Annotated in this window: 24 protein-coding genes; 17 read left to right on the top strand and 7 right to left on the bottom strand. The window is 47.5% G+C overall.

The genetic code is table 11. The features are described from left to right. Positions 1 to 610: 610 nt before the first annotated feature. The gene (locus tag LN737_RS25550) at positions 611 to 2,188 is read left to right on the top strand and encodes a sensor histidine kinase (protein ID WP_405513253.1); all 1,578 of its coding nucleotides are present in this window, start codon (positions 611 to 613) and stop codon (positions 2,186 to 2,188) included. A gap of 4 nt (positions 2,189 to 2,192) precedes the next feature. Then, the gene (locus LN737_RS25545) at positions 2,193 to 2,849 is read left to right on the top strand and encodes a response regulator transcription factor (RefSeq protein ID WP_405520517.1); all 657 of its coding nucleotides are present in this window, start codon (positions 2,193 to 2,195) and stop codon (positions 2,847 to 2,849) included. Positions 2,850 to 2,913: 64 nt separating this feature from the next. Here LN737_RS25545 and LN737_RS25540 read toward each other — a convergent pair whose 3' ends face one another. Next, entirely contained in the window at positions 2,914 to 3,681 is a 768-nt protein-coding gene (locus LN737_RS25540) for a class I SAM-dependent methyltransferase (protein WP_405513251.1), read from the bottom strand. 280 nt (positions 3,682 to 3,961) lie between these two features. On the opposite strand from LN737_RS25540, the gene LN737_RS25535 reads away from it, so the two are divergent. The 3 genes from LN737_RS25535 (at position 3,962) to LN737_RS25525 (ending at position 7,172) form a co-directional block, all read left to right on the top strand. Continuing rightward, positions 3,962 to 5,434, top strand: a complete 1,473-nt coding sequence (locus LN737_RS25535) for a GWxTD domain-containing protein (protein WP_405513249.1) — start codon at positions 3,962 to 3,964, stop codon at positions 5,432 to 5,434. 80 nt (positions 5,435 to 5,514) lie between these two features. After that, positions 5,515 to 6,318, top strand: coding sequence for a 23S rRNA (guanosine(2251)-2'-O)-methyltransferase RlmB (gene rlmB / locus LN737_RS25530; protein WP_405513247.1), 804 nt, complete (start codon positions 5,515 to 5,517; stop codon positions 6,316 to 6,318). A 386-nt stretch (positions 6,319 to 6,704) separates the two neighbouring features. Beyond that, entirely contained in the window at positions 6,705 to 7,172 is a 468-nt protein-coding gene (locus tag LN737_RS25525) for a hypothetical protein (RefSeq protein ID WP_405513245.1), read from the top strand. An 81-nt stretch (positions 7,173 to 7,253) separates the two neighbouring features. Here LN737_RS25525 and LN737_RS25520 read toward each other — a convergent pair whose 3' ends face one another. After that, on the bottom strand, positions 7,254 to 7,649 hold the full coding sequence (locus tag LN737_RS25520) for a c-type cytochrome (protein ID WP_405513243.1): 396 nt from the start codon (positions 7,647 to 7,649) through the stop codon (positions 7,254 to 7,256). Between the two features lie 172 nt (positions 7,650 to 7,821). Between LN737_RS25520 and LN737_RS25515 the strand changes: the two genes are divergently transcribed. Further along, a complete protein-coding gene (locus LN737_RS25515; RefSeq protein WP_405513241.1) occupies positions 7,822 to 8,574 on the top strand; it encodes a class I SAM-dependent methyltransferase in 753 nt (250 codons plus the stop codon). A gap of 19 nt (positions 8,575 to 8,593) precedes the next feature. Here the strand turns inward: LN737_RS25515 and LN737_RS25510 are convergent, their stop codons facing one another. Further along, on the bottom strand, positions 8,594 to 10,282 hold the full coding sequence (locus LN737_RS25510; RefSeq protein WP_405513239.1) for a VRR-NUC domain-containing protein: 1,689 nt from the start codon (positions 10,280 to 10,282) through the stop codon (positions 8,594 to 8,596). A 27-nt stretch (positions 10,283 to 10,309) separates the two neighbouring features. Here LN737_RS25510 and LN737_RS25505 point away from each other — a divergent pair, with 27 nt between their 5' ends. From LN737_RS25505 to LN737_RS25485, 5 genes are all read left to right on the top strand, one after another. Further along, positions 10,310 to 11,308, top strand: a complete 999-nt coding sequence (locus tag LN737_RS25505; RefSeq protein WP_405513237.1) for a DUF2157 domain-containing protein — start codon at positions 10,310 to 10,312, stop codon at positions 11,306 to 11,308. Next, positions 11,305 to 12,495, top strand: a complete 1,191-nt coding sequence (locus tag LN737_RS25500; protein ID WP_405513235.1) for a hypothetical protein — start codon at positions 11,305 to 11,307, stop codon at positions 12,493 to 12,495. The genes LN737_RS25505 and LN737_RS25500 overlap by 4 nt, the downstream gene beginning before the upstream one ends. 22 nt (positions 12,496 to 12,517) lie before the next feature. After that, entirely contained in the window at positions 12,518 to 12,733 is a 216-nt protein-coding gene (locus LN737_RS25495) for a type II toxin-antitoxin system VapB family antitoxin (RefSeq protein WP_405513233.1), read from the top strand. Next, complete coding sequence (locus tag LN737_RS25490) at positions 12,730 to 13,125, top strand: PIN domain nuclease (protein ID WP_405513231.1); 396 nt, start codon at positions 12,730 to 12,732, stop codon at positions 13,123 to 13,125. Before LN737_RS25495 ends, LN737_RS25490 begins: the two co-directional genes overlap by 4 nt. A gap of 82 nt (positions 13,126 to 13,207) precedes the next feature. Next, a complete protein-coding gene (locus LN737_RS25485; RefSeq protein ID WP_405513229.1) occupies positions 13,208 to 14,395 on the top strand; it encodes a phosphoglycerate kinase in 1,188 nt (395 codons plus the stop codon). Between the two features lie 564 nt (positions 14,396 to 14,959). On the opposite strand, the gene LN737_RS25480 is transcribed toward LN737_RS25485, so the two are convergent. The 3 genes from LN737_RS25480 to LN737_RS25470 form a co-directional block, all read right to left on the bottom strand. Next, positions 14,960 to 16,417, bottom strand: coding sequence for a hypothetical protein (locus LN737_RS25480; protein WP_405513227.1), 1,458 nt, complete (start codon positions 16,415 to 16,417; stop codon positions 14,960 to 14,962). Positions 16,418 to 16,490: 73 nt separating this feature from the next. Beyond that, the gene (locus LN737_RS25475) at positions 16,491 to 17,246 is read right to left on the bottom strand and encodes a zinc ribbon domain-containing protein (RefSeq protein ID WP_405513225.1); all 756 of its coding nucleotides are present in this window, start codon (positions 17,244 to 17,246) and stop codon (positions 16,491 to 16,493) included. 131 nt (positions 17,247 to 17,377) lie between these two features. Beyond that, the gene (locus LN737_RS25470) at positions 17,378 to 18,475 is read right to left on the bottom strand and encodes a Nif3-like dinuclear metal center hexameric protein (RefSeq protein ID WP_405513223.1); all 1,098 of its coding nucleotides are present in this window, start codon (positions 18,473 to 18,475) and stop codon (positions 17,378 to 17,380) included. A gap of 370 nt (positions 18,476 to 18,845) precedes the next feature. Between LN737_RS25470 and LN737_RS25465 the strand changes: the two genes are divergently transcribed. From LN737_RS25465 to LN737_RS25450, 4 genes are all read left to right on the top strand, one after another. Then, positions 18,846 to 19,058 (top strand): hypothetical protein, encoded by a 213-nt coding sequence (locus LN737_RS25465; protein WP_405513221.1) that lies wholly within the window; start codon positions 18,846 to 18,848, stop codon positions 19,056 to 19,058. A gap of 208 nt (positions 19,059 to 19,266) precedes the next feature. Continuing rightward, the gene (locus tag LN737_RS25460) at positions 19,267 to 19,935 is read left to right on the top strand and encodes an SDR family NAD(P)-dependent oxidoreductase (RefSeq protein ID WP_405513219.1); all 669 of its coding nucleotides are present in this window, start codon (positions 19,267 to 19,269) and stop codon (positions 19,933 to 19,935) included. After that, a complete protein-coding gene (locus LN737_RS25455) occupies positions 19,935 to 20,312 on the top strand; it encodes a hypothetical protein (protein WP_405513217.1) in 378 nt (125 codons plus the stop codon). The genes LN737_RS25460 and LN737_RS25455 overlap by 1 nt, the downstream gene beginning before the upstream one ends. Before the next feature lie 164 nt (positions 20,313 to 20,476). Beyond that, positions 20,477 to 20,761 (top strand): hypothetical protein, encoded by a 285-nt coding sequence (locus tag LN737_RS25450; RefSeq protein ID WP_405513215.1) that lies wholly within the window; start codon positions 20,477 to 20,479, stop codon positions 20,759 to 20,761. Between the two features lie 81 nt (positions 20,762 to 20,842). On the opposite strand, the gene LN737_RS25445 is transcribed toward LN737_RS25450, so the two are convergent. Further along, positions 20,843 to 21,100, bottom strand: a complete 258-nt coding sequence (locus tag LN737_RS25445) for a DUF6582 domain-containing protein (protein WP_405513213.1) — start codon at positions 21,098 to 21,100, stop codon at positions 20,843 to 20,845. A gap of 82 nt (positions 21,101 to 21,182) precedes the next feature. Between LN737_RS25445 and namA the strand changes: the two genes are divergently transcribed. Continuing rightward, positions 21,183 to 22,253 carry an NADPH dehydrogenase NamA gene (gene namA, locus LN737_RS25440; protein WP_405513211.1) on the top strand — a complete coding sequence of 357 codons (1,071 nt, stop codon included), beginning with the start codon at positions 21,183 to 21,185 and terminating at the stop codon, positions 22,251 to 22,253. Between the two features lie 96 nt (positions 22,254 to 22,349). Next, on the top strand, positions 22,350 to 23,192 hold the full coding sequence (locus tag LN737_RS25435; protein ID WP_405513209.1) for a neutral zinc metallopeptidase: 843 nt from the start codon (positions 22,350 to 22,352) through the stop codon (positions 23,190 to 23,192). Positions 23,193 to 23,217: the final 25 nt, after the last annotated feature.

Genomic DNA, 23,217 nt, shown 5'->3' with positions numbered 1-23,217 from the left:
CATTGGCTTGTAAAGGTTAATTAAACGAGGATATTGACATTAAAAAGAAAATAAAAATTGATAAAGTCATTCCTGCCAGGGCGGTAGGAAAACGTTACTGAAAATGATTGCCAACAATTTGATCAGAACCTAATCAAATGCTTACTTTTACAATGATAATAATTTATTGACTATTTCTATAGATTTACTTCTTAGGTATTATTACGCCCTACCATTTAATAAATAATTCATTTATAAAAGTAAAATATGGGTGACTAATCGAGTCATTATCTGGGTCTATATCTGATTGACATCGAAATAGTTACACGGCGGTAAGTCTATTCGTCTATTGACTGCTTTTGTTTCAAAATACTCCTCGTTGATAAAGTGGTTGCAAAGCAGTAGAAAATGCATTAATCAACATTTCCGGGATGGAAGCAACGCATGGTGCTATGATTTCTGGCAGACATAAAAATACGTATTGATCGGGATGATTTTCTAAGAAAGAAGTAGCTAGTCAGGGCAACTGGTTAAGGCAGATTCTATATACTCGTTTGTACGGATTGAATATGGAATAGCAAGAGAAAAAGATTATTTTTACTAACTCATTTCGTTTTCGACTACGTTTCTCGTGCCCGACTCTTTCAACGACAATATAAAAGATGCCTCGGTAATTCCCGTTCGGTTTACCAGATTGTACATGACCATGCTGATTATCCTGGCTGTCCTGCTAACAATAGGACAAGGGCTAACTCAGTGGCGGCTTCGTGCCGTTCAGGACGAGATGTGGATCGTTCGGTATGCCGCCTTACAGCGCCACCAAAGCCAGCAGATCGTTAAGCAGGCTCTGCAATTGTCTGACCCCAATGAGCAGTCCAAATTTTCGGAGAATGTAGCTGATCTACGGCAGGTTTTCCCGGTTTTTGAACGATATCATTTACTCGTACGTCAAGGGTGGGCCGATAATCCAAAGGTTGTTATAACCAATCCCGACACCGTCAATCAGTTGTACGAAGGCATACGACCCGAGTTTGAAGCCTTCCGGCAAAGTGCCCGCCGGCTCATGCGCTTAAAGCGGTATGACGAAATTCGCCAACCCGATGTTCAGGCTAGTCTTAAATTATTGCTGGCTAATGAAAAGCCGTTTCTGGAGGAAATGGATGGCATTGTTCGCGAGTACAATGGAGAGGTGCGTGCCAAATTAACGCTCTTGCAATCCATTGAATTTTACCTGTATCTGTTTACCGTACTGTCGCTGGTCGGTATGGGGCTGCTTATTTTCCGGCCCGCAGCCCGGAAGTTAAAACAAACATTTTTGCAGTTAATCGAAGCGGAAAGTCAGACAACGGCCGCCAACCGGAAACTCTTGAGTGCCAACAATTCGCTTAAAGAGACTCGTCAGAAACTCTTCGAGGCTACGAAACTGCAGTATCAGCAGCAGATCGATGAACAAAAGCTGCGCACTTCCTATTTAATAGCTGGACAGGAGGAAGAGCGTAAGCGGCTCTCCCGTGAACTGCACGATGGTCTGGGGCAAATGCTTACGGCCATTAAGTTACAACTCGAAGGGCTCGAGGCTGGCTTATTGAAAGCTATTGCTGCTGAACCCAACGGCGTTATTGCTTATCCTAAAAACCTGAAAACACTGAAGGGCCTGGTAACGCAGACCATTCAGGAAACACGTACCATTTCGAATAACCTGATGCCGACTGTATTAAGTGATTTTGGCGTATTGCCAGCTCTTAAAATGCTGGCCGAGCAGGATCGTAGTGAAACCATAGACGTTACGTTCGAAACAAATCTGACACCCGATATGCCCCGGCTGGATAAAAACGTTGAGATTACGTTGTATCGGGTTACGCAGGAGGCTGTGAGTAATGCGATCCGGCATGCCAGTCCTTCGCATATTCATATCGAACTCAAAGAGCGGGGCAATGTGTTGCAATTACTGATTATCGACGATGGGAAAGGATTTCAGGTTCCCCGAAAAAAACAGTCGGCTGGTTTGATGAAAGCTAAGCATGAAATCAATGACGATGCTGTTGAATTAAAAAAAATGCGGCCACCTTCGCAGGGGTTGCATAATATCCAGGAACGGACCAAATTGCTTAATGGTCGATTCAAAATAAATTCATCCGTAGGAAAAGGCACCAAAATACAGGTCACTATACCTTACCAAACGCAGTTTGCTCATCATGGCATCTATTAAATTAATGTTGGTGGACGACCACTCCATCGTTCGGGACGGCATCCGGCTCTTGCTGGAACAAGCCGATAATCTAGAAATTATTGACGAAGCTAATGATGGGGAAGAAGCCCTCGATAAACTCAAGGCGCATCAGTCGGAACCCGAAAAACTTCCTGAATTAATTCTAATGGATATCTCCCTGCCGGGTATGTCGGGTATTCAAACGACGCAGGTTATCAGTCGATTGTATAAAAATGTGCGGGTGCTGATGTTGTCCATGCACAACAATGAAGATTATATTCTTAAGTCGGTAGAAGCGGGAGCCTACGGGTATATCCTGAAAGATTCTTCGTCCGATGAAATGATAAAAGCCATTCGGACTATCGCTACCGGAGAAAAGTATTATAGCTCACCCGTAGCATCGATCATTTTGAGCGGCTACATGCAGCAGCTAAAAAAAGGAAGCCGGCACGGACGTACCGAACGTCAGTCGAAGCTTTCGAATAAAGAAAAAGAAATTTTGCAGTTTCTGGTTGATGGAATGAGCAGCCGCGAAATAGCCGAAAAACTCCAGCTCAGCGTTCGGACGGTAGATAATCACCGGGCAAATATGATGCGCCGATTACAGGTACGTAATGCCGCAGAACTGGTCAGAATGGCCGTTGAGGATAAGCTGATTTAGAATTTCCCCCGGAAAATTCAGGCCCGAAGAAACTGCAACCAGGAGTTTCTTCGGGCTTGCCTGTTTATTTGGTTGCTACGTAAAAAAAGTCCAGACTTCCGGCTGGATCATTGCTGACTACGTAATCCGTATAGTTTATTTCTGCCGCGAGTCCGTCTGCTTGCAAAAGCCGGTTACGATTCAATCGGTTCATCAGATCGTAAGGTACTTGCAGGAGTCGGCGGGGAAGTAGGTATTGCAGATTAAAAATGTCAAAGCGCGTTAGCTTTTTGACCGACTCTTTATTCTGTTGATAATACGTCATGACCTTCTCGTTGCCGTGAATACCTCGGGTTTCTATTTTAGGAAAATAGTTGGTAATCAACGATTTCAGGCCATCTGCATAATACTCCCGAACGTGCCAGGGATTGCGGGTGAGTGAAAACGTTTTATTAACGGTGGTGAGCAGAAGTTTGCCGCCAGGTTTCAGAACCCGGTACGCTTCTTTGATGAATAAATCATCGTTTTCGATGTGCTCAATCACTTGGAACGTAACGATGTAATCGAACGTATTGTCGGCTAAACCACGGAGCGGTGGAATATTGGCAGCAATAAACGTAGCGTCTGGATAAGCTTTACCAAGAGCCGCAATCAATTCCTGATTTTTGTCGATACCCGTATAATGGTCAGCGGCTTTAGTGAGCAATTCCAGGCCACGACCCCAGCCGCAACCAATTTCGAGTACGTTCCCGCTTACCATCGTGGCCGCTTCAACATAGGGAAACAACAATCGCTGGTGGACGGGATTATCCGAGGTGATTTCGGCAGAGGTAATTTCTGTAGTCTTATACATACGCTTGCAATTCAATCGACAAAATTAGTCTTTTGTAGAGCTAAAGAAAAATGCGGGCGCCCGGTAACCCAAATGGCCTGATTTTTTCGTTATAAAGAATAACGTAATAAAAGGCTGCTAATAGTAAGTAGTTGGGTTAATTTACCAACGATGGATTCAAAGATCCTTCCGGATTGACCCAAAATAAGTTGGACGTAACGGAATCGATACCGTTTGATTTTACCGATATACTTACATTGAAAAAATTGCCCGAAAGACTTAAGCGTTAGGACTATCATTTATGCGTACTTTATCTGCTCTGATTTTTATTGTTCTTGTGTCGGCTTGCTCGACTGCCAAGAAAAAACAGCAAGATCGTATTAATGCCGCTTACGATGCCCGTACCGAAGCACAACGGAACCAACCGACGGCCCGCCCTGCCGATAGTCAGCTAGGTGGCCGTACGATGCCATCAACTGAAGCGGGTAATTTGCCGCGTACTGGTGCTGCTTCCGGCGATACACGCTCATCGGCGCAAAGCCCGGCACCAGTAAAAGTAATGACTGATGGCCCTGCATTAGGCACAACCCCGGCTATATCTGCCAAAACTACCGGCGAATGGATGGTCACCTCGATTAAAGGGAAATTTCTGGCTGTCGATACCACCAGTGTTCGGGTTTACATGAATTTAACGGCGAAGACGCCAACCGGCGACCCCGTGACGAATCCGAATGATTTTGCAGAACATTTCACGATTGCCTACGTCATGTATCCCGATTACAACAATCGGGATCGGCTGGGCTACGGAACCGTTCCGCTGAATGCGCAGTCTATCGCGCAGGAAGGCGATCATCTTACGCTGACGTTCGACGTAAAACGTCCAAAAGATGCGGCTACGGCTGTTCTGCTCACTGAAATTACCGAAGCCAATAGCGGCACAAAGGCACGTAATGACTTGCCGCTGCGATTCAAAGCCACTAAATTGAGCGAACGCTTTACGTTGTTTGATAAAACAGGCAAGCAGCCGCAGCTACGTAACTACGTAAATGTGGGCGACACGGTAATTATTGGGGATGTTAACGGTACGGGCAAGCCCCTCTTTGGTGTTCGCTATCACCATGATTTCGATGCCGCATCCTCGCCCATGAATACGACCTCCCGGCCAACTACCCGATCCCTAACGGTCGATTCAACATTGACCATCAATACCAATCAGCCATTCATTATTCCGCGCGATGGGCTGTATTATTTTGTGGAAGACACGACGGCTGAATCAGGTATTGGCCTTTTGGTAACCGACAAACGTTTTCCAAAACTTACTCGTCCCGAAAAGCTCATCAAACCCGTATTATATATGAGCACGAGCAGCGAGATTGGGGAGTTGAATCAGGCTCAGGATACCAAAAAAGCCTTTGATCGCTACTGGCTGGGTCTTATGTCAGGAAATGAGGCCGTAGCTAAAAAGACCATCAAAGCCTATTTTGATCGGGTTGAAGAAGCTAATCGGCTGTTTACGACCTATAAGGAAGGCTGGAAAACGGATAAAGGCATGATTTACATTGTGCTGGGTGCGCCCGACCGGGTGCAGCGGAACCGGGAACGCGAAGTATGGGTTTATAATCGCCGGGCCAATGTTTCAGAAGTGAATTTTACATTCACCAAGAAGGCCAACCAGTTTGTTGATGACCATTACGAGCTGGTCCGTTATATCGAGTATCAGCCAATCTGGTATCCAATTGTGGAAGCCTGGCGAACCGGTGCCATACGTGAATAAATTAATGACTGACTTGTTGAATAGGTTAGCAAAACGTAATCCAATCATTCAACAAGTCAGTCATTCAATTATTAAAATAAATGCCCCAGAATTTTAATCGCCAATCTCGCCCCCGCCCTCAGTTTCGTCCCCAACCCGATGAAATGGTGTTTGGGATTCAGTCTGTTATTGAAGCACTCCGGTCTGATCAGCAGATCGATAAACTCTACATGGAAAAGGGGTTAAGCAACCCCGATATCCAGAATCTGGCGTTCCAGAATCGGGTAACGATTCAGCGCGTACCGGTCGAGAAACTGGATCGTATGACCCGCAAGAACCACCAGGGTGTAATCTGTCTGGTGGCTCAGGTTCAGTACGTTAAACTCTCAAACGTAATTGCCGACGTATTTGAACGGGGCGAAACTCCATTTCTGCTTCTTCTTGACCGTATTACTGATGTCAGGAATTTTGGCGCTATTGCCCGGACGGCTGAATGTACGGGCGTGCAGTGTATTGTGATACCAGGCCGGGGCGCTGCCGCCATTAATTCCGATGCCATGAAAACCTCATCAGGTGCCTTGAATCATATATCCGTTTGCCGCGAACCTGACTTAGCCGAAACCGTTAAATATTTGCAGGAGTCGGGCATTACGGTTGTGGCCTGCACCGAAAAATCGAGCCGTGATCTTTATGAACGTAGCACCGATTTAACAGGGCCCATTGCGGTCATTATGGGGTCAGAAGAAGACGGCATCTCGCCCGAACTGTTACGTATGGCCGATACCCACGTGAAGATACCCCTTTTGGGAGCCGTCGGTTCGCTAAACGTATCGGTTGCAACGGGCGTCGTACTTTATGAAGCTGTTCGGCAACGTACCGTAGTGGCAAACACAGGTCAGGAATAACATGACGATCACGCGCAACAAATCTGTAGCCCTCGCTCAATACGCGTAATACGTTCAGCGTCAGTAACGTACCATTACGTATCCAATAGCCATAAAGCATCGCAACTTAGGGCTACAGACTACAAAAAAGCACCGGTCTTAAATCCGGTGCTTTTTTGTATGACCCCATTGTCAGATCTGTTTTCGGAAGCTCAAACGACTCTTTATGAATATTTGGGTTCGATGTTTCCCTGATTTGTTGTCAGGCCGACTAACCCATTGTAAGAGCAATAAAAATCGCATGGGATAACTTCAGCAGGTGATTTTCAATGCCCTGGCAATTCAACCAATACCCTTCCGGCCCAAAGCCGGGCTATCTATCCACATCAATTTAACCAGTAAACACTATGGAATTAAATCACATCTTTGCGCGCTGCAAGTTAGTTCAGACTGTTATAGCTGCCAGCTTATTGGCAACGGTGAGCGCTCATGCACAGACCTTTATGGGGCAGCCTAAACTGGATTACGTACCGGCCGGCCTGGAGGCAGTTATTTTTCCGGTAACCACCATTCCGGGTCGGATAAATGTTATTTTTAATAACCCTACTCATGGACCGGTTCAGGTTGTTATTCGCAACGAAGCGGGCGAGAAGGTTTATAATCAATATGAGTATGTTGCCAGGTACCGACGGTATTTTAATTTGCTGGACATGCCCCCTGGTAAGTATACCGTTGAACTGAGCAAAAACGATGTCAGGCTTGTGCAGTCGTTTTCCATTGAGCCACCAACTCAGGGGCAGATCACTATGGGAAATTTGCCAGAGCAAAAAACACGGGAGAAACCTGCTGAAAAAAAGTTAATCGTGAGCTACTGACAGGCCAATCGGGTTGGTTACGAACAAAGCCCATTCTTAGGCAAGAATGGGCTTTGTTCGTAGTAAAAGTCTGGAAAGTAATTACGCTGTTTTTTTGGTCGTTTTTTTAGTTGTCGACGACTTTTTCGAGGACTTGGAAGGCGTACCATCCAGCGAGTTAATCCACGACGCCAACTTCGTAGCGTCTTCCTTCGGAACCTGTTTCATAGGTGCCATTGGAGGGTAACCTGGCCAGTGTTCTGGTTTGGGGTTATAAATCAGTTCTACAATCTGCTCGTCGGTGTAGTTTTTCTTGGCTACATCAACATACGCCGGTCCAACCAGGCGCTGATTTGGGCGGTGACAGGCAATACAGGTATACTTCGTCATCAGGGCATTCATATCTGCCGGAATGTCGGCGGGTGCCTGAGCGTTAGCGTCGATTGAAGCTACGGCCAACGCAGCCGAAGCGATCAGAATGCCAAATGGTTTTTTCATGAGATCAGGTAAGCAGTAAATTGAATGAACAGATTGGTAATAGGTACTGGGTAAGCCTCGCAAAAATATATGGTTTCAGATGATAACCCAATTTTAGCTTCAGTTTTTACTAATGAACCAAATGTTAGACAGTTGTTCCTGAAAAACGTTTAAAATTGGAAAAATAAAAATTATGATACCACTTGATCGCTTCTCAGGTCATGCCGACCTCTACGCCCAGTATCGTATTGATTACCCCACTGAATTATATGATTTTGTGCTTTCCTTTACCCGGAATCGGCAGCGGGCATGGGACTGCGCCACGGGTAATGGGCAAGTCGCTGGTATTCTGGCCGATGTGTTCGAGCAGGTTGAAGCAACTGATATTAGTGAAACACAACTTGACCGTGCCACTCAGAAACCGAACATTCACTATCAACTTAGCTCCGCCGAACAGACTCCCTTTGCTGATGCCTCATTTGATCTGATCACCGTAGCGCAGGCACTTCACTGGTTCGACATTGAAGCTTTTCATCGGGAGGTACGTCGGGTGGCTCAACCTGGGGCTACGCTGGCTGAATGGGGATATGGATTAGTGCAGCTTGATCCGGCTAATCCATCGTCAGAATTGGATCTCGTTTTGCGGGATTTTTACCGAAACCGGATTGGACCGTACTGGGACCCGCAGCGAAAATTTATTGATAATGCCTATGCTACGTTGCCGTTCCCCTTTGCCGACGCCCAGCGTGCCGAATTTACCGTCCAACGTACCTGGTCGCTTGAACGCTTCCTGAATTACTTACGAACCTGGTCGGCCGTGCGGCAATACATACATGAAAACAAAGCTGATCCCGTCAACGAACTAGGCGAAGAGCTAGAGCCACTTTGGGGGGCCGACGAGCGTGACGTACAGTTCCCGGTATTTATGCGAATTGGTTATGTGTAGTGCTCGAATAATTACAGGGTTATAACTCCCAGATTACCCGCACAACCTTGCCGTGAACACCAATGGTCTGGAAAAACTCCAGCCAGTGCAGTTGCTGAGGTCCCAGATGGTCAGTGGGTGATTTTACCTCTACAAATTCGTAGCGGCCCTGCTCATTCCAGATCAATAAATCGGGGAAACCACGGGTGTGCTCACGAAGATTGCGGGACATTTCGAGCAGAATCAGCCGGAGTTGTTCAACGTCTAGCAGATCAATCATTCGCTGCACCAGCGTCAGTAACTCGTCCGACCAATCCACCAGTACGTTTGTGATGCCGTATTTGGCATTGAACATCCGCCCTGTGTGGCGTCGCCAATCGTCTTTCGTCGCTAGCTCGGTCAGCCGCTTTTTTAGTAAATCCTCGCGCTTTACGTAGAAATCGGGCAGGTAAAAATCCGATGGGGCGCGTTGCAGTGGGTGGTGGATCGCCGATACGTTGGCATCGTAGATAATATCCCAGAAAATCAGCCCGAACAGTCCGCGCCAGGGGTAGTTTTCCGTGAAAGCTGCGTCGTAGTCCTGTTCCAGGTAGTAATTCATCACACCCGCTTCGACATGATGCCGATAGGCGGCCGGAATGTTGACACTCTCGGCATCCGACAAAAAGCGCGTTGTTGCCTTACGTGTCCGTTTCTTTTCGCCTGCACTCAATATTTTCTCGCGAAAATCATTGGCAAAATACCGTTCTTCGGCATTTAACGGGTTCACGGCAATTTCGTCGCAAAGGGCCAGGGCTTCGTCTACTGATCCGTTGCGAAATAATAACCGAACGCGTCGTTCACGAGCAGGTACGCGGTCTGAAAGTTCATAAACGGCCAAAGCCTGATCGGGTAGTTTCTGTCGTTCGAGGTAGCCCCCAACGCGGCACACCAGTTTCTGATAGCCGGGTATGGCAATCTCGGTCAGCTCAGGGCGCGTTTCGTTCCAGTTCAGAAACCAGTTATAAATGTCTTCGGCGGATGTTTCGGCTTCTTTAAGATCGTAAAACTCTTCGCTGGTCAGCGAAATCAGCAGTTTATCCTCCACCTCTTTCCGGGTTCGGAAGCGGGCCGTTAGCTTACTTTCATCGTACCGCTCGAAATTGACCATGCCCAGATCACGTACCACAAATTCGGTCATGCTGCCGCTTCGATTGCCAAAAAACAGGTATTTTATCATCATACCCTCAGCCTCAAAATTCATTTTAACAACCGTTTCGTGCGTAGTCAGACTCGTGACCGTTTCGCCGAAGTCGAGTTCGTGTAAGGCATAGCGCACAACCGTTTCTTTCTTTTCTTTGGAAAGTGGCTTGATTTCTTCTGGTTCTAATGGCAACAGTTCCATCAACTCTGGTTTGGTAAAAACGCTGAGTACGTCCTCGCCCATAATTTCATGATGGGTCGATAATCGCTCGATAAATCCGGCGGTGATTAATTCGCCAACGGCTGCCGGTAAGTCAGTTATTTCGTTGTACTGTAGTTTGTTAACTCGGAAAAAGAGTCCTTTGCGATTACTTAATCGAACGTACAGACATTGCGCATCGAGACCTAATTGCTCAAATCGGTGCACAAAATCCCATTCAGCATCGTTTAACAGACTACCGTAGAGTCGTTTGACAAAATCCAGTACGTAGCGGAAATTGTCGAGATAATAACGTGGGGTAAGATAAGTTTTCTGTCGTCCGACCATATATATAGAACACAAAAATGACCGTTTATGTCCCCAAACGACGTACTGAGCGAGTTAAGTAAACAAGGAATTGTAGCACCCGCTCAACAGACTGAAATAGCCGAAATAGAGCAGAAGAAGCCGTTTTCTCTCCATTGGGAATTGCGCTCTATGCTGTACCTGGGTATTCTGCTGCTGAGCTCGGGACTGGGGCTACTGGTGTACGATAACTTCGATCAGATTGGGCATGGGGCATTGCTGGCCGTTATCGCGCTGGCCTGTGTTGGGTGCTTTATTTTTGCGTGGCGCTTCCGGCCCGAATGGACACCTGGTCAAACCAAAAGCCGGTCGTCGTTCGGGGATTACGCACTGATTCTGGCCTGCCTGCTGTTTCTGACACTTGAAGGCTACGCTCAATACGCTTACAACGTTTTTGGAACCCGTTATGGCCTGGTAACCTTGCTTCCGGCTGTGTTATTTTTGCCGTTAGCGTACCGGTTCGATCATCGGGGTGTTCTGGGTATGGCGCTGACCGCCCTGATTTCGTGGGTGGGCGTAACGGTCAGGCCGCTTGAGCTGTATTTCAAAACAAACTTCTTCGATCAGAAAACCGTCTACTCGGCTATTGGGCTGGCGCTGGTACTGATCGGGCTAGCCCTGGGGCTTGAGCGCCAGCGGATTAAACCCCATTTCACCTACACGTACCTGACCATTGCCGGAAATCTGTTGCTGGTGGCATTGCTGGGTGGTTTATTCAACTTCGAGGATGTGTGGGAATGGTTTGCTCTGGGGCTGGCTGTTACGTGTGTTGCCTTCGATCAATACGCCCGGCGCGAACGTCGGTTGTCTGCTAACGTAGCCGGCTCGTTCGTGTATCTGCTCATCAGCGTCGTGTATGGCTATATCGGGTTTACCTATGTCGTTTTTCATTACCTGCGCCTGGGCAGCCTGGGCGACAATATTTATTACTGGTACTTCATCCTGACGGGCATCGCTTTGGTTTATTACCTGATGAGTCAGTTGCCAAAAGGAAACAGATCGGCATGAAAGCGTATAACGAACAGTGGATTTATAATCGGGAGATTTTAGGGCAGGCAGAACGCTGGTATCAGCAGCGGTTGCTGTCTGACGAGCAAATCACTACCATACGGCACACCTATCCGGTAGAATTTCGACAGACGAACAGTTTTATCGAAATTGGTTTGTTTCTGTTTACAACGGTGGCTATCCTGGCCTGCTATCTACTGCCCGCCAGTATTTTTTCAGCTTTGTTAGGGGATCAAACGACCTATGGATTATTCAACGTAGCGTTCGGAATTGGCATAGGCGTTGTCGGTCAGCTACTAATCAACCGGAGGCTTCTTTACCGCAATGGTGTCGACAATGCGTTTGTGGCCACATTAGCTGGATTTTTGGCATTTGGTATGAATCAGTTAGTACCGAATGAACTTTCGCTGTCAACGCACTGCCTCATTACGTTGCCATTGTTGTTGCTGATCCTCTGGTATTATGGCGATACGCTTATCGCTTTTTTTGCGCTGGCTACGTTTTATACATTCATTTTCGATGGCCTTATCAAATACAACTGGGGGAAAGACGTCTTACCATTTGTACTGATGGGCGTGTCTACCGGGCTTTATCTGGCGGTGAAGCAGATACTCCGGCAGAATCCGAAACAGGTATACTATACCGATCCGCTAAACCTGGCCCAGTGGATTGCGCTTATCGTGCTGGCGGCCAGCGGAAATTACTACGTAGTACGCGAATTCAACGGCCTATTGTCAGAACCAAGCTTTATAGCTTCCAAGCATAAGGAGACCCCGGAGATCTCCTTGTGGTGGCTGTTCTGGCTGCTGACGTTTGTGATTCCTACTATTTATTTATGGCAGGGGCTGGCAAAGAAAAACCGGATGCTGGTTATTCTGGGGGTGATTGGTTGGATTGCCGCAGTCGTTACGGTCCATGAATACAAGACGCTGGTTCCGCTCAATGCTGCTCTGGCGATTGGTGGATTGGTGCTGATATTGATAGCCGTCGCGGGTATCCAGTACCTACGTGAGCCCAAATACGGATTTACAGACGTAGCGGACGAAGATTCTCCCAATGATCTTCTGACGAATATGAGTACGCTGGCATCCATGCAAGCGGCAGCGGGCGCCCATCGTGCACCAGAAAACGGCGTGCGATTTGGTGGTGGAGAGTTTGGTGGCGGTGGGAGTGAAGGGAAATACTGATGTGTATAAAATCGAAGAAGCTATGCGAACGAATATTGATATTAATGATGAATTACTTCAAAAGGCAATAACAGTAAGTCACTTGAAAACAAAAAAGGCTGTCGTTGAGATGGCGCTTAAAGAATACGTTGATCGACAAGCGCGCCAGGGTTTGCTATCCTTATTTGGTAAGGTAAAGTGGGATGGCGATTTAGAACAAATGCGAACTGACGAGACTCCAACTGAATGGGACCAATGATTGTTGACACATCAGTTTGGGTCAATGGTCTTTGGGGGATTCAAACTGAGCAAGTGACGTTAGTTGCTCAATATATAACGGCTGACCAACGGATTTATAGTACGCCGACAATTTTACAGGAAGTTTTACAGGGCGTACAGGATGATAGCCGATATGAGTCTGTAAAAGAGGGTATGATGGCTCACACGATGCTGATGCTAGACCCTGTTGAGGCCGCTATCGAAGCAGCCCAGTTATACCGTACGTTACGTAAAAAAGGCATAACGACTCGCAAACCCAACGATTGCCTGATTGCCCATTACGCGATTTTCTACGATATGCCGATTCTACATAATGATGCTGACTTCGATCAGATCGCTCGCTTTACGGCATTACGCATCGTCACTCTCTAACGATTGTCAACAAACTTCACGCTTTCATCTGCCGAAAAACCGCTAAGTTTGAACCTGCAAACCAACGACCATACGCAGTCGCATGAAAACAGTAGATTCCTACAACTTTGCTGGCAAGAAAGCCCTCGTTCGGGTAGACTTTAATGTGCCCCTCGACAAAGAGTTTAACGTCACCGACGATACTCGTATCAAAGCCACCATTCCAACCGTGTTGAAGATTGTTAACGACGGCGGGGCGGCTATTTTAATGTCACACCTCGGTCGGCCGAAAGGTGGCCCCGAAGAAAAATATTCGTTGAAACATCTGCTGCCTGCGCTCAAAGAAGCGTTTGGTCGTGATGTGAAATTTGCCGACGATTGCATAGGCCAGTCAGCTACTGATCAGGCTGGCAGCCTGAAGCCTGGCGAAATTCTGTTGCTCGAAAACCTTCGCTTCTACAAGGAAGAAGAAAAAGGCGACGTAGCATTTGCCGAAAAACTCGCTAAACTTGGGGATGTCTGGGTAAATGATGCGTTTGGAACGGCCCACCGTGCTCATGCGAGTACCGCTGTTATGGGTCAATTTTTCGCGGATCGGATAGCCGGTTATGTGATGCAGGCTGAGCTAGACAATGCTAAAAAGGTGTTGGATAGTGCCGAGCGGCCATTCACCGCCATTATGGGCGGAGCGAAAATCTCTGATAAAATTCTGATTATTGAAAAACTGTTGGATAAGGTCGATAACCTGATCATTGGCGGAGGTATGACATACACTTTTACAAAAGCGAAAGGTGGTCAGATCGGGAACTCGTTGCTCGAAGCCGACAAACAGGAACTCGCCCTTGAACTGATCAAAAAAGCAGAGGAAAAAGGGGTTAAAATTTATATGCCTCTGGATAATCTGTGTGCCGATGCATTCTCAAACGATGCCAACCGCCAGGTTGTGGCTACGGGGCAAATTCCCGATGGCTGGCAGGGTCTGGATATCGGTCCCGAAACCATCAAGCTTTTCACCGATGTTGTTCTTCAGTCGAAAACCATTCTCTGGAATGGCCCGATGGGTGTATTTGAGTTCGAGAATTTTGCCAAAGGCACGAACGCTATCGCCGAAGCCGTAGTAAAAGCAACAGAAGAAAACGGGGCTTTCTCACTTATTGGCGGTGGTGATTCGGCATCTGCCATTAATCAGGCGGGCTACGGCGACCGCGTGAGCTACGTATCGACAGGCGGTGGAGCCCTCCTCGAATATATGGAAGGTAAAACACTTCCGGGTGTGGCTGCTCTGGAGTAGATAAAAAGACGAGATGAATGCCATAACTTCGAGTTATGGCATTCATCTCGTCTTTATTTTTCTACCATTTCAGGCTTAATTAATTACACGTGTGTCAGTCCACCAACATTACTATCCACCGTTAATTGAAGGAAATTACTACCACATCTATAATCGAGGTAACAACAGCGACAATCTATTTTATCAGCCTCGAAACTACTCCAGAAGAATTTCAAACGTAAAGAGGTAACCAGTGAAAAGTACTTTACGAATTTAGTGGCGTATATCCATCGAAATCCTCAAAGCCACGGTATTTGTGAGTGCTTTGAAGAGTATCCCTTTAGCTCATATGCAAGGATAATGCTGCCCAGCCAAACTCGTTTGATGAAAGAATATGTCCTGAACTGGTTTAACGGTACTGAGGCATACCAGGATTTTCATCAGAACTGTTACGAGCCAAGATTAATTAATGACCTGATTATTGAAGATTAAGTAGAGAGACGAGTCAGGAAGCGGGAACGGCCGGGACGAATGCCATAACTCGAAGTTATGGCATTCGTCCCGGCCGTTCCCGCTGCTTACCCCTTACAACTGATTTAAAGCGGCCCTTGCTTTGTTGTCGACGCTGTTTTTATATTCGTGACGTTTGAAGCTAAGCGCTTTCTGGAAGAACGAGCGGGCGAGCGTCCGGTCGTTCTTTTGTTGGTGGATATAGCCTAGTTGCAAAGCCGACGTAGCGCCGAACGACAACTGGTCGGGCTCGCTCAGCAAAAGTGCACGGTTGAGGTAAGGTATAGCTTCGTCAGGGCTGTTTCGTCGTTGATAGATGCGGCCCATGCGGTAGTTGTATTCCGCTTTTTCGGCCACAGTCAAAAATTTTGCTTCGCTATACGGACGTAAATAGGCCAGCGCACTATCCGTATAGCCACCATCGGAGGCCAGCCGTGCCCGCATCAATACCTTGTCGTTCAGCGTTACGCCTTTTTTTAAATAAGCTTCTGCAAACTTCTGAGCAGCTTTGTCCGATTCAACGACGGTTCGACCCGTACTCGTGACTTTTTGCAGAAACGGTCGGGATTGAGCATCCGGCTCATTGGCCAGCCAGCGGCAGAGAAACAATTTATAGTACGAATCTTTCAGAAAATTCTGCCCTTTATAAGTAGCTAGAAACTGCTGAAAATGATCCGCTGCGATAGCGTACTCGCCTTTCTGAATATAAATATCCCCGAGAATGTTTTCGATAATTGCTAACTGAGCATAGCTCTTATCAGTGGGACGAGTCTTCAGATAAAGCAGCGACTGTTCACTGTGCCCATTTTTTTGTTCAATTGTGGCTCCGAAAAAATGAAGTAATAGATTGTCGGGGTTTTCGCTGACCAAGCGCTGCATCGTTTGCCCGTCTGCATCTGTAAATTTCAGGACGTAAGCCCGTACCATCAAATCAATCAATTGCGCTTCGAGCCGGAAAATCGGGTCCTGCTTGGCACGTTGCAGCTCCTGTTGCCCCTGCCGGATATTTCCGTGCAGGCCGAGCAGATTAGCCACCCAGGCATAATTGTCGGGCACAGAGCCAATCATGACGTGTAGCGTTCCGAGCGATTTGTACGTAGGCAGAAAATCGGGATACCGTTTATGGTTTTCTACCAGAAGTTTATAAGCCCGGATTACGTCCCAGCTGGCGCTTAGTTCTTTACCAAATTTAAGCTTTACGAATGCCCAGTGAAGGCGTATTTCTGCCTGCACAACCCGTTTCCAGGGGGAGTTGTCGTCTAATTTCTTCAGTACATCGAGCCGCTCATCTTCACGATCCTGAATGGCTTCGAACCGCCGATCATCGTCGGAGCTGACCAGAGTCATCATGTCGACGTAATCATCTACGAAAATGCGAATCCCGTTTGTCCTTGCTTCTTGCCCCAGCAGCTGTTGGGCAGGCCGAACTTTAAGTTTTTGCAGGTCAGCGTACGCCCGCTGCAAGCCAGGTGTCCAGACAAAATCCTGACCGTAGGTTAGCGCTGGCGTGAGGGTGAGTATAAATAAAAACACCGGGCTGAAACCCGGTGCAATTGAAAAAATACGTGCAATTGCACCGGATTTCGGCCCGGTGTTTTGTGGTTTTCTACCGGCCACGGCCAACGGGCGCTGGTTCGGGTACACCTTCAACATCCGCAAAAATACGGCCGCAGTGTTCGCAGACGATGATTTTCTTTTTATCCTTAATATCCGCCTGGCGCTGGGGAGGTACTACGTTGAAGCAGCCACCGCAGGCACCGCGTTTTACGGTAACTACAGCCAGACCATTAAGAGCATTGCCCCGAATCTTATTGTAAGAATTCAATAGGCGTGGCTCAATGGTTTGCGCTTGTTCGTCGCGTTGCTGAATAATGGCTTTTTCTTCTTCCTGACTTTCCGACGTAATCTGATCCAGTTCCTGTCTTTTGGCTTTTAGATCTTCTTTCCGTTCGTTAAGCGCCGACTGTGTATTCTTGATTTCTTCTTCCTTGCCCCGAACCCGGAATTGTGCTTCGTTGGCGCGTTTTTCAACCAGTTCAATTTCCAGCGACTGAAGTTCAATTTCTTTGGAAATAGCATCGAATTCGCGGTTGTTGCGAACATTCATTTGCTGATCTTTATACTTGGTAATCAGCTTTTCTGCGTCTTTCTTAGCTACTCGATTGCGCTCAATATCTTCCTCAAGGGTTTTGATTTCAGCCTGGAACTTGCCAATACGTGTTTCAAATCCAGCGATGTCGTCTTCCAGATCACGGACCTCTTCAGGCAGACTACCGCGAATTTTTATGAGTTCGTCTAATTGAGAGTCAAAGGATTGCAGTTTCAGAAGGGCGTCTAATTTTTGCGCAATCGTAAGTTCCATTCGGAGAGTTGTGTTTTAATGTATGATGAACCGCGTGGGCGATTCCGCGTGTTTAATGGAGAATGAATCTGAGCTAACTTTCTGAAATATAAATAGTTGAAAATTTTGCGTTACGCATTGTCCATTATTCATTAGAAATACCGAACCGGATTCGTGTTCGTTTCTGATAAAATTACCGCAAAAGTAGTGAATTTTTTTGCCAAATGCCCGTAAATCAATTCTTTCGTAAAGACTTCGCTTTCGAAGTGGCCAATGTCGCAGATAGTAATTCGGTCATCGGCATCGAAAAACTCGTGGTATTTGTAATCGGCCGTCACAAAAACATCGGCTCCCGCCCGGATTGCATCCGGCAGTAAAAAGCTACCTACGCCCCCACAAACGGCTATTCGCTTGACTGGATGCTCGGGCAAAGCCGTATACCGAATCAACTGTAAGTCCATGCGCTCTTTGAGGTAAGTAAGCCACGAGCTGCCATCCATAGGCTCCGCTAAATCGCCCACGGCACCCGAGCCAACTTCCTGATTAGTATTGTCTAGCGTTGTCAGGTAATAGGCAACTTCTTCGTAGGGATGGACCTCCTTAAGAGCCGCCAGCAATTGAGCCTGCTGATGGGTGGGCAGAATAACCTCAATACGGTTTTCGGCTTCTTCATGGTATTCACCAACTTCGCCAATTGCCGGATTTGCGTTTTCTCCCGGCTGATACGTACCGGTTCCCGTTACCCGAAAGCTACAGTTTTTGTAGTCACCAATCTGGCCCGCTCCCGCTGCATAAAGGGCATCCAGCACTCGCTGCGTACCGGCTACAGGTACAAACGTAATCAGCTTGCTGAGTACCTGCGTTTTAGGAGCCAGCACACGAACGTTTTGTAAGTTCAGCTTCTCCGCTATCTTGAAATTAACGCCCCCTGCTACGTTATCCAGATTGGTATGAGCTGCGTAAATAGCGACATCGTGCTTTATGGCTTTAATTACCGTTCGTTCGACGTAAGTTTTGCCGTTCAGTTTTTTGAGTCCTTTAAATACAATCGGGTGGTGCGCTACTACTACGTTGCAGCCTTTGGCAATGGCTTCGTCAACGACCGCTTCTGTAGCATCGAGTGTAATCAGAACTCCCTTAATATCAGTTGTGGGGTCACCCACGATCAGGCCTGCATTATCGTAAGATTCCTGATAAGAGAGAGGAGCAAGGGTTTCGAGGTACGCAGTTAGATGACGGATTTGGAACATACTGGCAGAAAATGACAAGGAATATACATTAAGAACGCAAATGAATCGTTTCTGAGTACGTACCCGATCAACAGCCTGGTCTTGCGTACAAACGTAACGTTATGCTAATTGGTGGGTTAAAATCTGGCTTCCGAATAATGGTGCCGTTCAATAAATGTACCGCCTATTAATAGACGAAGTTTGAAAAATTCCAAACGTTCACTAAAAAATGCTTCGTTTGTTCGACAAATTTGCCAATCCGTATTGAGATATGTAAAGACAATTACATTTTAATACTAAAATCCTAACAAAAGAAAGTTGCGGGAGTTAGTTAAACCCTAACATGGTTTTGGGCATCATAGATGACGATGCACTGATTGAATAGATAAATATGTATAAGATTCTACTTTTAATACTTGTCGGGGTTGGCGCTTTACTGGCCTTTGCAGGCTATTTTTGGGCCTTGAGTGACTGGATGGAGGATATCTCTGGCGGTATATATCGGCAAAATTATGTTGAAGCCACGCTCGAAACATCAGGCATTGTGCTCTATACGTATCTCGGTATTCGGTTTTTCACCCGAAATATGGGTTCGTTCCGTTGAGAGAAGGAATTTTTTATAGCTACTACCGTACAGATAATTTAGTAAACACGGATTGAATCAAAACGGGGGTAACGCTGCCGACAAGCCCACCAATCTAATTTGCCCGAATCCGTTACACCTACAATTGCCCCGCCAGCGAACGCTGCCTTGCTGATTATAACCTTCCGGCCAAACGCCTGTTATCATAGTTGAACGATCTATATAAACTATGAGTGTTTCGATTCAAGCGAAGGCCGTGCTATGGGGATTGGCTGGCCTTGGTGCATGGGTTGCCACCAAAGCATTGTTGGCCCAGAAGCGAAAAATTGATTTTCGCGACAAGTCCATTATCATCACCGGGGGTTCACGTGGGTTAGGGCTCGAACTGGCGCGATTGTTAGCACAGGAAGGCGCAAACCTGGGTATTTGTGCTCGTGATGAGGAAGAGCTCAATCAGGCCAAAGCCGAATTGCAGCAGTACGGGGTGGCGATTTACACACAAGTCTGCGACATTACGGATAAAAACCAGGTTGAGCATTTTGTTGAAAATGTCCGGCAGGCGATCGGGCCCGTTGACGTACTGATCAACAATGCTGGGGTTATTATTGTAACCCCTTATGAGCATGCCACCGAAGACGATTTTCAGGAAGCGATGAATACGCATTTCTGGGCGTCTTTTCATATGATCAATGCCGTTCTACCGCAAATGCTGGCGCGTGATCACAGTGCTTCATCGCGGGGACGTATCGTGAACATTGCTTCCATTGGTGGGAAAGTATCGGTACCGCATCTGCTTCCATACTCTGCCAGTAAATTTGCCCTTGTCGGTTATTCGGAAGGGTTACGGGCTGAGTTGCAAAAGAGCGCATCTACGTCACTACCGTCTGCCCGGGATTGATGCGCACAGGGAGTCCGCGAAATGCCATCTTCAAAGGGCAGAATGAAAAAGAATATGCCGCCTTTAAGATCAGCGATTCCCTGCCGTTTTTGACAATGGATTCGACGAGCAGTGCCCGCGAAATCATAGATGCCTGCCGTTACGGTGAAGCTGAGCGAATTCTTACGTTACCTGCTAAAGTGGGCGTATTCATGCAGGCAGCGGCTCCAAACCTGATGGCTGAAGTAATGGCCGTAGTCAACGAAACCTTGCCCGATCCGGGCGGAATTGGCGAACGGCGGGCCATGGGTAAAGATAGTGAGACAAACCTGTCGCACTCAGTCCTGACGACGCTCACCGACGAAGCCGCCGAACGTAACAACGAAATGCTGAGCTAATTGCAAAATGCTGCCTTTTGTCAGGTTCTACTTTTTGGCCAAAGGTGCTGGAAGGGGAGGCCTGTAAACAAGCGTGTGGTTTCGGATGTTACGTAAAGGTACGTTGTCCTGCTAACAGGAGCGTCTGACAAAATCACTCACTAATGGGAAATTCCCCCAAACTTATGAAAAAAGTAGTAGTTGTTCTGGCCATGATGGCCTTGACCCTGGGCGTTGCCCAGGCGCAGGATAGCAAGATGAAAAAGAAAGCCGACGTTGTTGAAGCGAAGAGCGAAGTGGCTGCCGATAAGGCCGCTCTGAAAATGAACAAAGCACAACGTGAAGCTGCCAAAATGAGCGGTGATAAAGAAGCGTTGAAAGCAGCCCGCAAAGACCGGGTCAAGAAAGAAGGCGAACTGATTAAAGATCAGGCCAAGAAAGACGTCAAGGTGGTAAAAGAAAAGATTTAAGCTTGGTCTTTCTATAAAATCAAACATGCCCCAGTTATGTAACTGGGGCATGTTTGATTTTAGGACGGACGAAATAGAGCATCAATCCGCTTCAATCGAAATGTCGTGTTTCTTAGCCGCTTTTCTGATCCGGTCTTTAATCACCTCTACTTCGTCGGCATCATACTTAGCGGCATTGTCTTTGTGGTTAATGTAACTCCAGGCCGCCCTGACGTGCTCGGGCGTATCAATCGGATATTTTTTGTTGGTACGGTCAGCAAATTCAACGTCGCCGTATTTGTGCTCACCTTCGGTCGGTTTGACATCGTCGCGCCGATCAATTTTTGTGTCTACTGCCATAATCGTTGAGGTTTTGTTTGTTTTGATTAAACGCCATCCAACTACCGAATGTTTATACACCATACAACCTGATTAGAAACCTATGTCTATTCTTTTTTCTCCGATTTCATTGCGTAGTATTCAGTTAAAAAATCGCATCGTTGTGTCGCCCATGTGCGAGTATTCCAGCGAAGATGGTTTTTCCAACGACTGGCACCTGGTTCACCTGGGAAGCCGGGCTGTAGGTGGAGCGGGTCTGATTATTACCGAAGCAACAGCCGTATCGCCCGAAGGACGTATCTCACCCGACGATCTGGGTATCTGGAAAGACGAGCATATCGACGGGCTGAAACGTATCACGCAATTCATTCAGCAACATGGGTCGGTGGCAGGTATCCAGCTGGCTCATGCCGGTCGAAAAGCCAGCCACAGGCGTCCGTGGGAGGGCGGAAACGCGATTTTTCCTGACGAACCACGGGGCTGGCAGACCGTAGCGCCCAGCGACATTCCCTTTCAGGGAGATGGACCAGTGCCAACAGCTTTGACAGACCAAGGCATTGAAAAAGTACTGGCCGATTTTCAAATAGCGGCAAAACGGGCGTTGACTGCTGGTTTCCAAGTAATTGAAATTCACGCAGCTCACGGTTACTTAATCCATCAGTTTCTGTCGCCATTGAGCAATCAGCGTACTGATGCTTATGGCGGCTCGTTTGATAACCGGATTCGCCTGTTACTGGAAGTCGTTGAGCGCGTCCAAGTAGTATGGCCGGAACATCTACCCCTGTTTGTTAGAATTTCTGCGACTGACTGGACTGAAGGTGGCTGGACCGCCGACGATTCGGTAGCACTGGCAGCTGTACTGAAAAATAAGGGCGTAGATGTTATCGACTGTTCAACGGGTGGAAACGTAGCGAGTGCGAAGATTCCGGTGGGTCCCGGGTACCAGGTGCCTTTTGCGGAACGGATCAGGCAGGAAACAGGCATACTAACGGGGGCTGTCGGATTGATTACGTCGGCCGAACAAGCCGAAGTGATCCTATCAGATGGACAGGCCGATCTGATCATTATGGCACGTGAACTGTTGCGCGATCCTTATTTTCCGCTGCACGCAGCTCATGCGCTGGGCGACGACGTAAAATGGCCTGTGCAATACGAGCGGGCGAAACCCCGATGAATAGTTGAGCTGTGGTTAAACATTTTGCCGCTGGAAACAGTAGTGTTGCCAGCGGAATTATTAAAATCATTCACCATTTATTAACGAAAAAAAATCATGCGTTGGTTAGGAGGACGTGAAAGTGGCAATGTCGAAGACCGCCGGGGAAGCGGTGGTGGAGGACTGCTTGTAGGTGGCGGTATCGGTTCAGTGGTTATTGCCGTTATTGTGATGCTGCTGGGTGGCGATCCATCCGACATTTTGAACCAGAGTTCGCAGTCTGCCGCACCGGTTAACCAACAGGCCGACGATGCCGCAGCATCATTTACGCGGAAGGTACTCGCCAGTACTGAAGATGTGTGGACGAAGTTGTTTTCCCAGCAGGGAAGTCAATATCAGGCACCAACTCTGGTCATGTTTCGCGGCATGACCTCGTCGGGATGTGGTACTGCCCAAAAACAGATGGGACCTTTTTACTGCCCGCTGGATCAGAAAGTATACATCGATCTGTCGTTTTATGATGAACTCGCTAAGCGTTTCGAAGCGCCCGGTCAGCTTGCTATGGCTTATGTGGTGGCGCACGAAATTGGCCATCACGTGCAGAAGCAGTTGGGAATTATGGATAAAACCGATGAACTGCGTCAGCGAATGAGCGAACGGGAGTACAACCGGGTGTCGGTACGTCTGGAACTTCAGGCCGATTTTTTTGCGGGTGTATGGGCGCATCATGCGCAGGGTCAAAGCATTTCCATTGATCAGAATGACGTAGAGTCGGCCTTGACAGCGGCTAATGCAATTGGCGACGATAAAATTCAGGAGCAGACCCAGGGCCAGGTAGTGCCGGATGCGTTTACGCACGGTTCGTCGGCCCAGCGGGTATACTGGTTCAAAAAAGGGCTTCGAACGGGCGACATCAATCAGGGTGATACGTTCAATAGCCGGGAGGACGCAAACTTGTAAACACGTAGTATGTATCAACAGCAAA

It is taken from the genome of Spirosoma sp. KNUC1025, from assembly GCF_045160025.1.
Lineage (GTDB): Bacteria > Bacteroidota > Bacteroidia > Cytophagales > Spirosomataceae > Spirosoma.
Note: the sequence above shows the minus strand (reverse complement) of the source record. Positions and strands in the feature narration are given on the sequence as shown.

Coding starts and splice junctions, on each gene's coding strand:
- namA (WP_405513211.1), top strand. CDS start 21,183: ATGTCTATTCTTTTTTCTCCGATTTCATTGCGTAGTATTCAGTTAAAA.
- LN737_RS25450 (WP_405513215.1), top strand. CDS start 20,477: ATGAAAAAAGTAGTAGTTGTTCTGGCCATGATGGCCTTGACCCTGGGC.
- LN737_RS25470 (WP_405513223.1), bottom strand. CDS start 18,475: ATGTTCCAAATCCGTCATCTAACTGCGTACCTCGAAACCCTTGCTCCT.
- LN737_RS25535 (WP_405513249.1), top strand. CDS start 3,962: ATGCGTACTTTATCTGCTCTGATTTTTATTGTTCTTGTGTCGGCTTGC.
- LN737_RS25485 (WP_405513229.1), top strand. CDS start 13,208: ATGAAAACAGTAGATTCCTACAACTTTGCTGGCAAGAAAGCCCTCGTT.
- LN737_RS25510 (WP_405513239.1), bottom strand. CDS start 10,282: ATGGTCGGACGACAGAAAACTTATCTTACCCCACGTTATTATCTCGAC.
- LN737_RS25455 (WP_405513217.1), top strand. CDS start 19,935: ATGCGCACAGGGAGTCCGCGAAATGCCATCTTCAAAGGGCAGAATGAA.
- LN737_RS25465 (WP_405513221.1), top strand. CDS start 18,846: ATGTATAAGATTCTACTTTTAATACTTGTCGGGGTTGGCGCTTTACTG.
- LN737_RS25505 (WP_405513237.1), top strand. CDS start 10,310: ATGTCCCCAAACGACGTACTGAGCGAGTTAAGTAAACAAGGAATTGTA.
- LN737_RS25490 (WP_405513231.1), top strand. CDS start 12,730: ATGATTGTTGACACATCAGTTTGGGTCAATGGTCTTTGGGGGATTCAA.
- LN737_RS25445 (WP_405513213.1), bottom strand. CDS start 21,100: ATGGCAGTAGACACAAAAATTGATCGGCGCGACGATGTCAAACCGACC.
- LN737_RS25500 (WP_405513235.1), top strand. CDS start 11,305: ATGAAAGCGTATAACGAACAGTGGATTTATAATCGGGAGATTTTAGGG.
- rlmB (WP_405513247.1), top strand. CDS start 5,515: ATGCCCCAGAATTTTAATCGCCAATCTCGCCCCCGCCCTCAGTTTCGT.
- LN737_RS25520 (WP_405513243.1), bottom strand. CDS start 7,649: ATGAAAAAACCATTTGGCATTCTGATCGCTTCGGCTGCGTTGGCCGTA.
- LN737_RS25475 (WP_405513225.1), bottom strand. CDS start 17,246: ATGGAACTTACGATTGCGCAAAAATTAGACGCCCTTCTGAAACTGCAA.
- LN737_RS25495 (WP_405513233.1), top strand. CDS start 12,518: ATGCGAACGAATATTGATATTAATGATGAATTACTTCAAAAGGCAATA.
- LN737_RS25460 (WP_405513219.1), top strand. CDS start 19,267: ATGAGTGTTTCGATTCAAGCGAAGGCCGTGCTATGGGGATTGGCTGGC.
- LN737_RS25525 (WP_405513245.1), top strand. CDS start 6,705: ATGGAATTAAATCACATCTTTGCGCGCTGCAAGTTAGTTCAGACTGTT.
- LN737_RS25545 (WP_405520517.1), top strand. CDS start 2,193: ATGTTGGTGGACGACCACTCCATCGTTCGGGACGGCATCCGGCTCTTG.
- LN737_RS25515 (WP_405513241.1), top strand. CDS start 7,822: ATGATACCACTTGATCGCTTCTCAGGTCATGCCGACCTCTACGCCCAG.
- LN737_RS25540 (WP_405513251.1), bottom strand. CDS start 3,681: ATGTATAAGACTACAGAAATTACCTCTGCCGAAATCACCTCGGATAAT.
- LN737_RS25435 (WP_405513209.1), top strand. CDS start 22,350: ATGCGTTGGTTAGGAGGACGTGAAAGTGGCAATGTCGAAGACCGCCGG.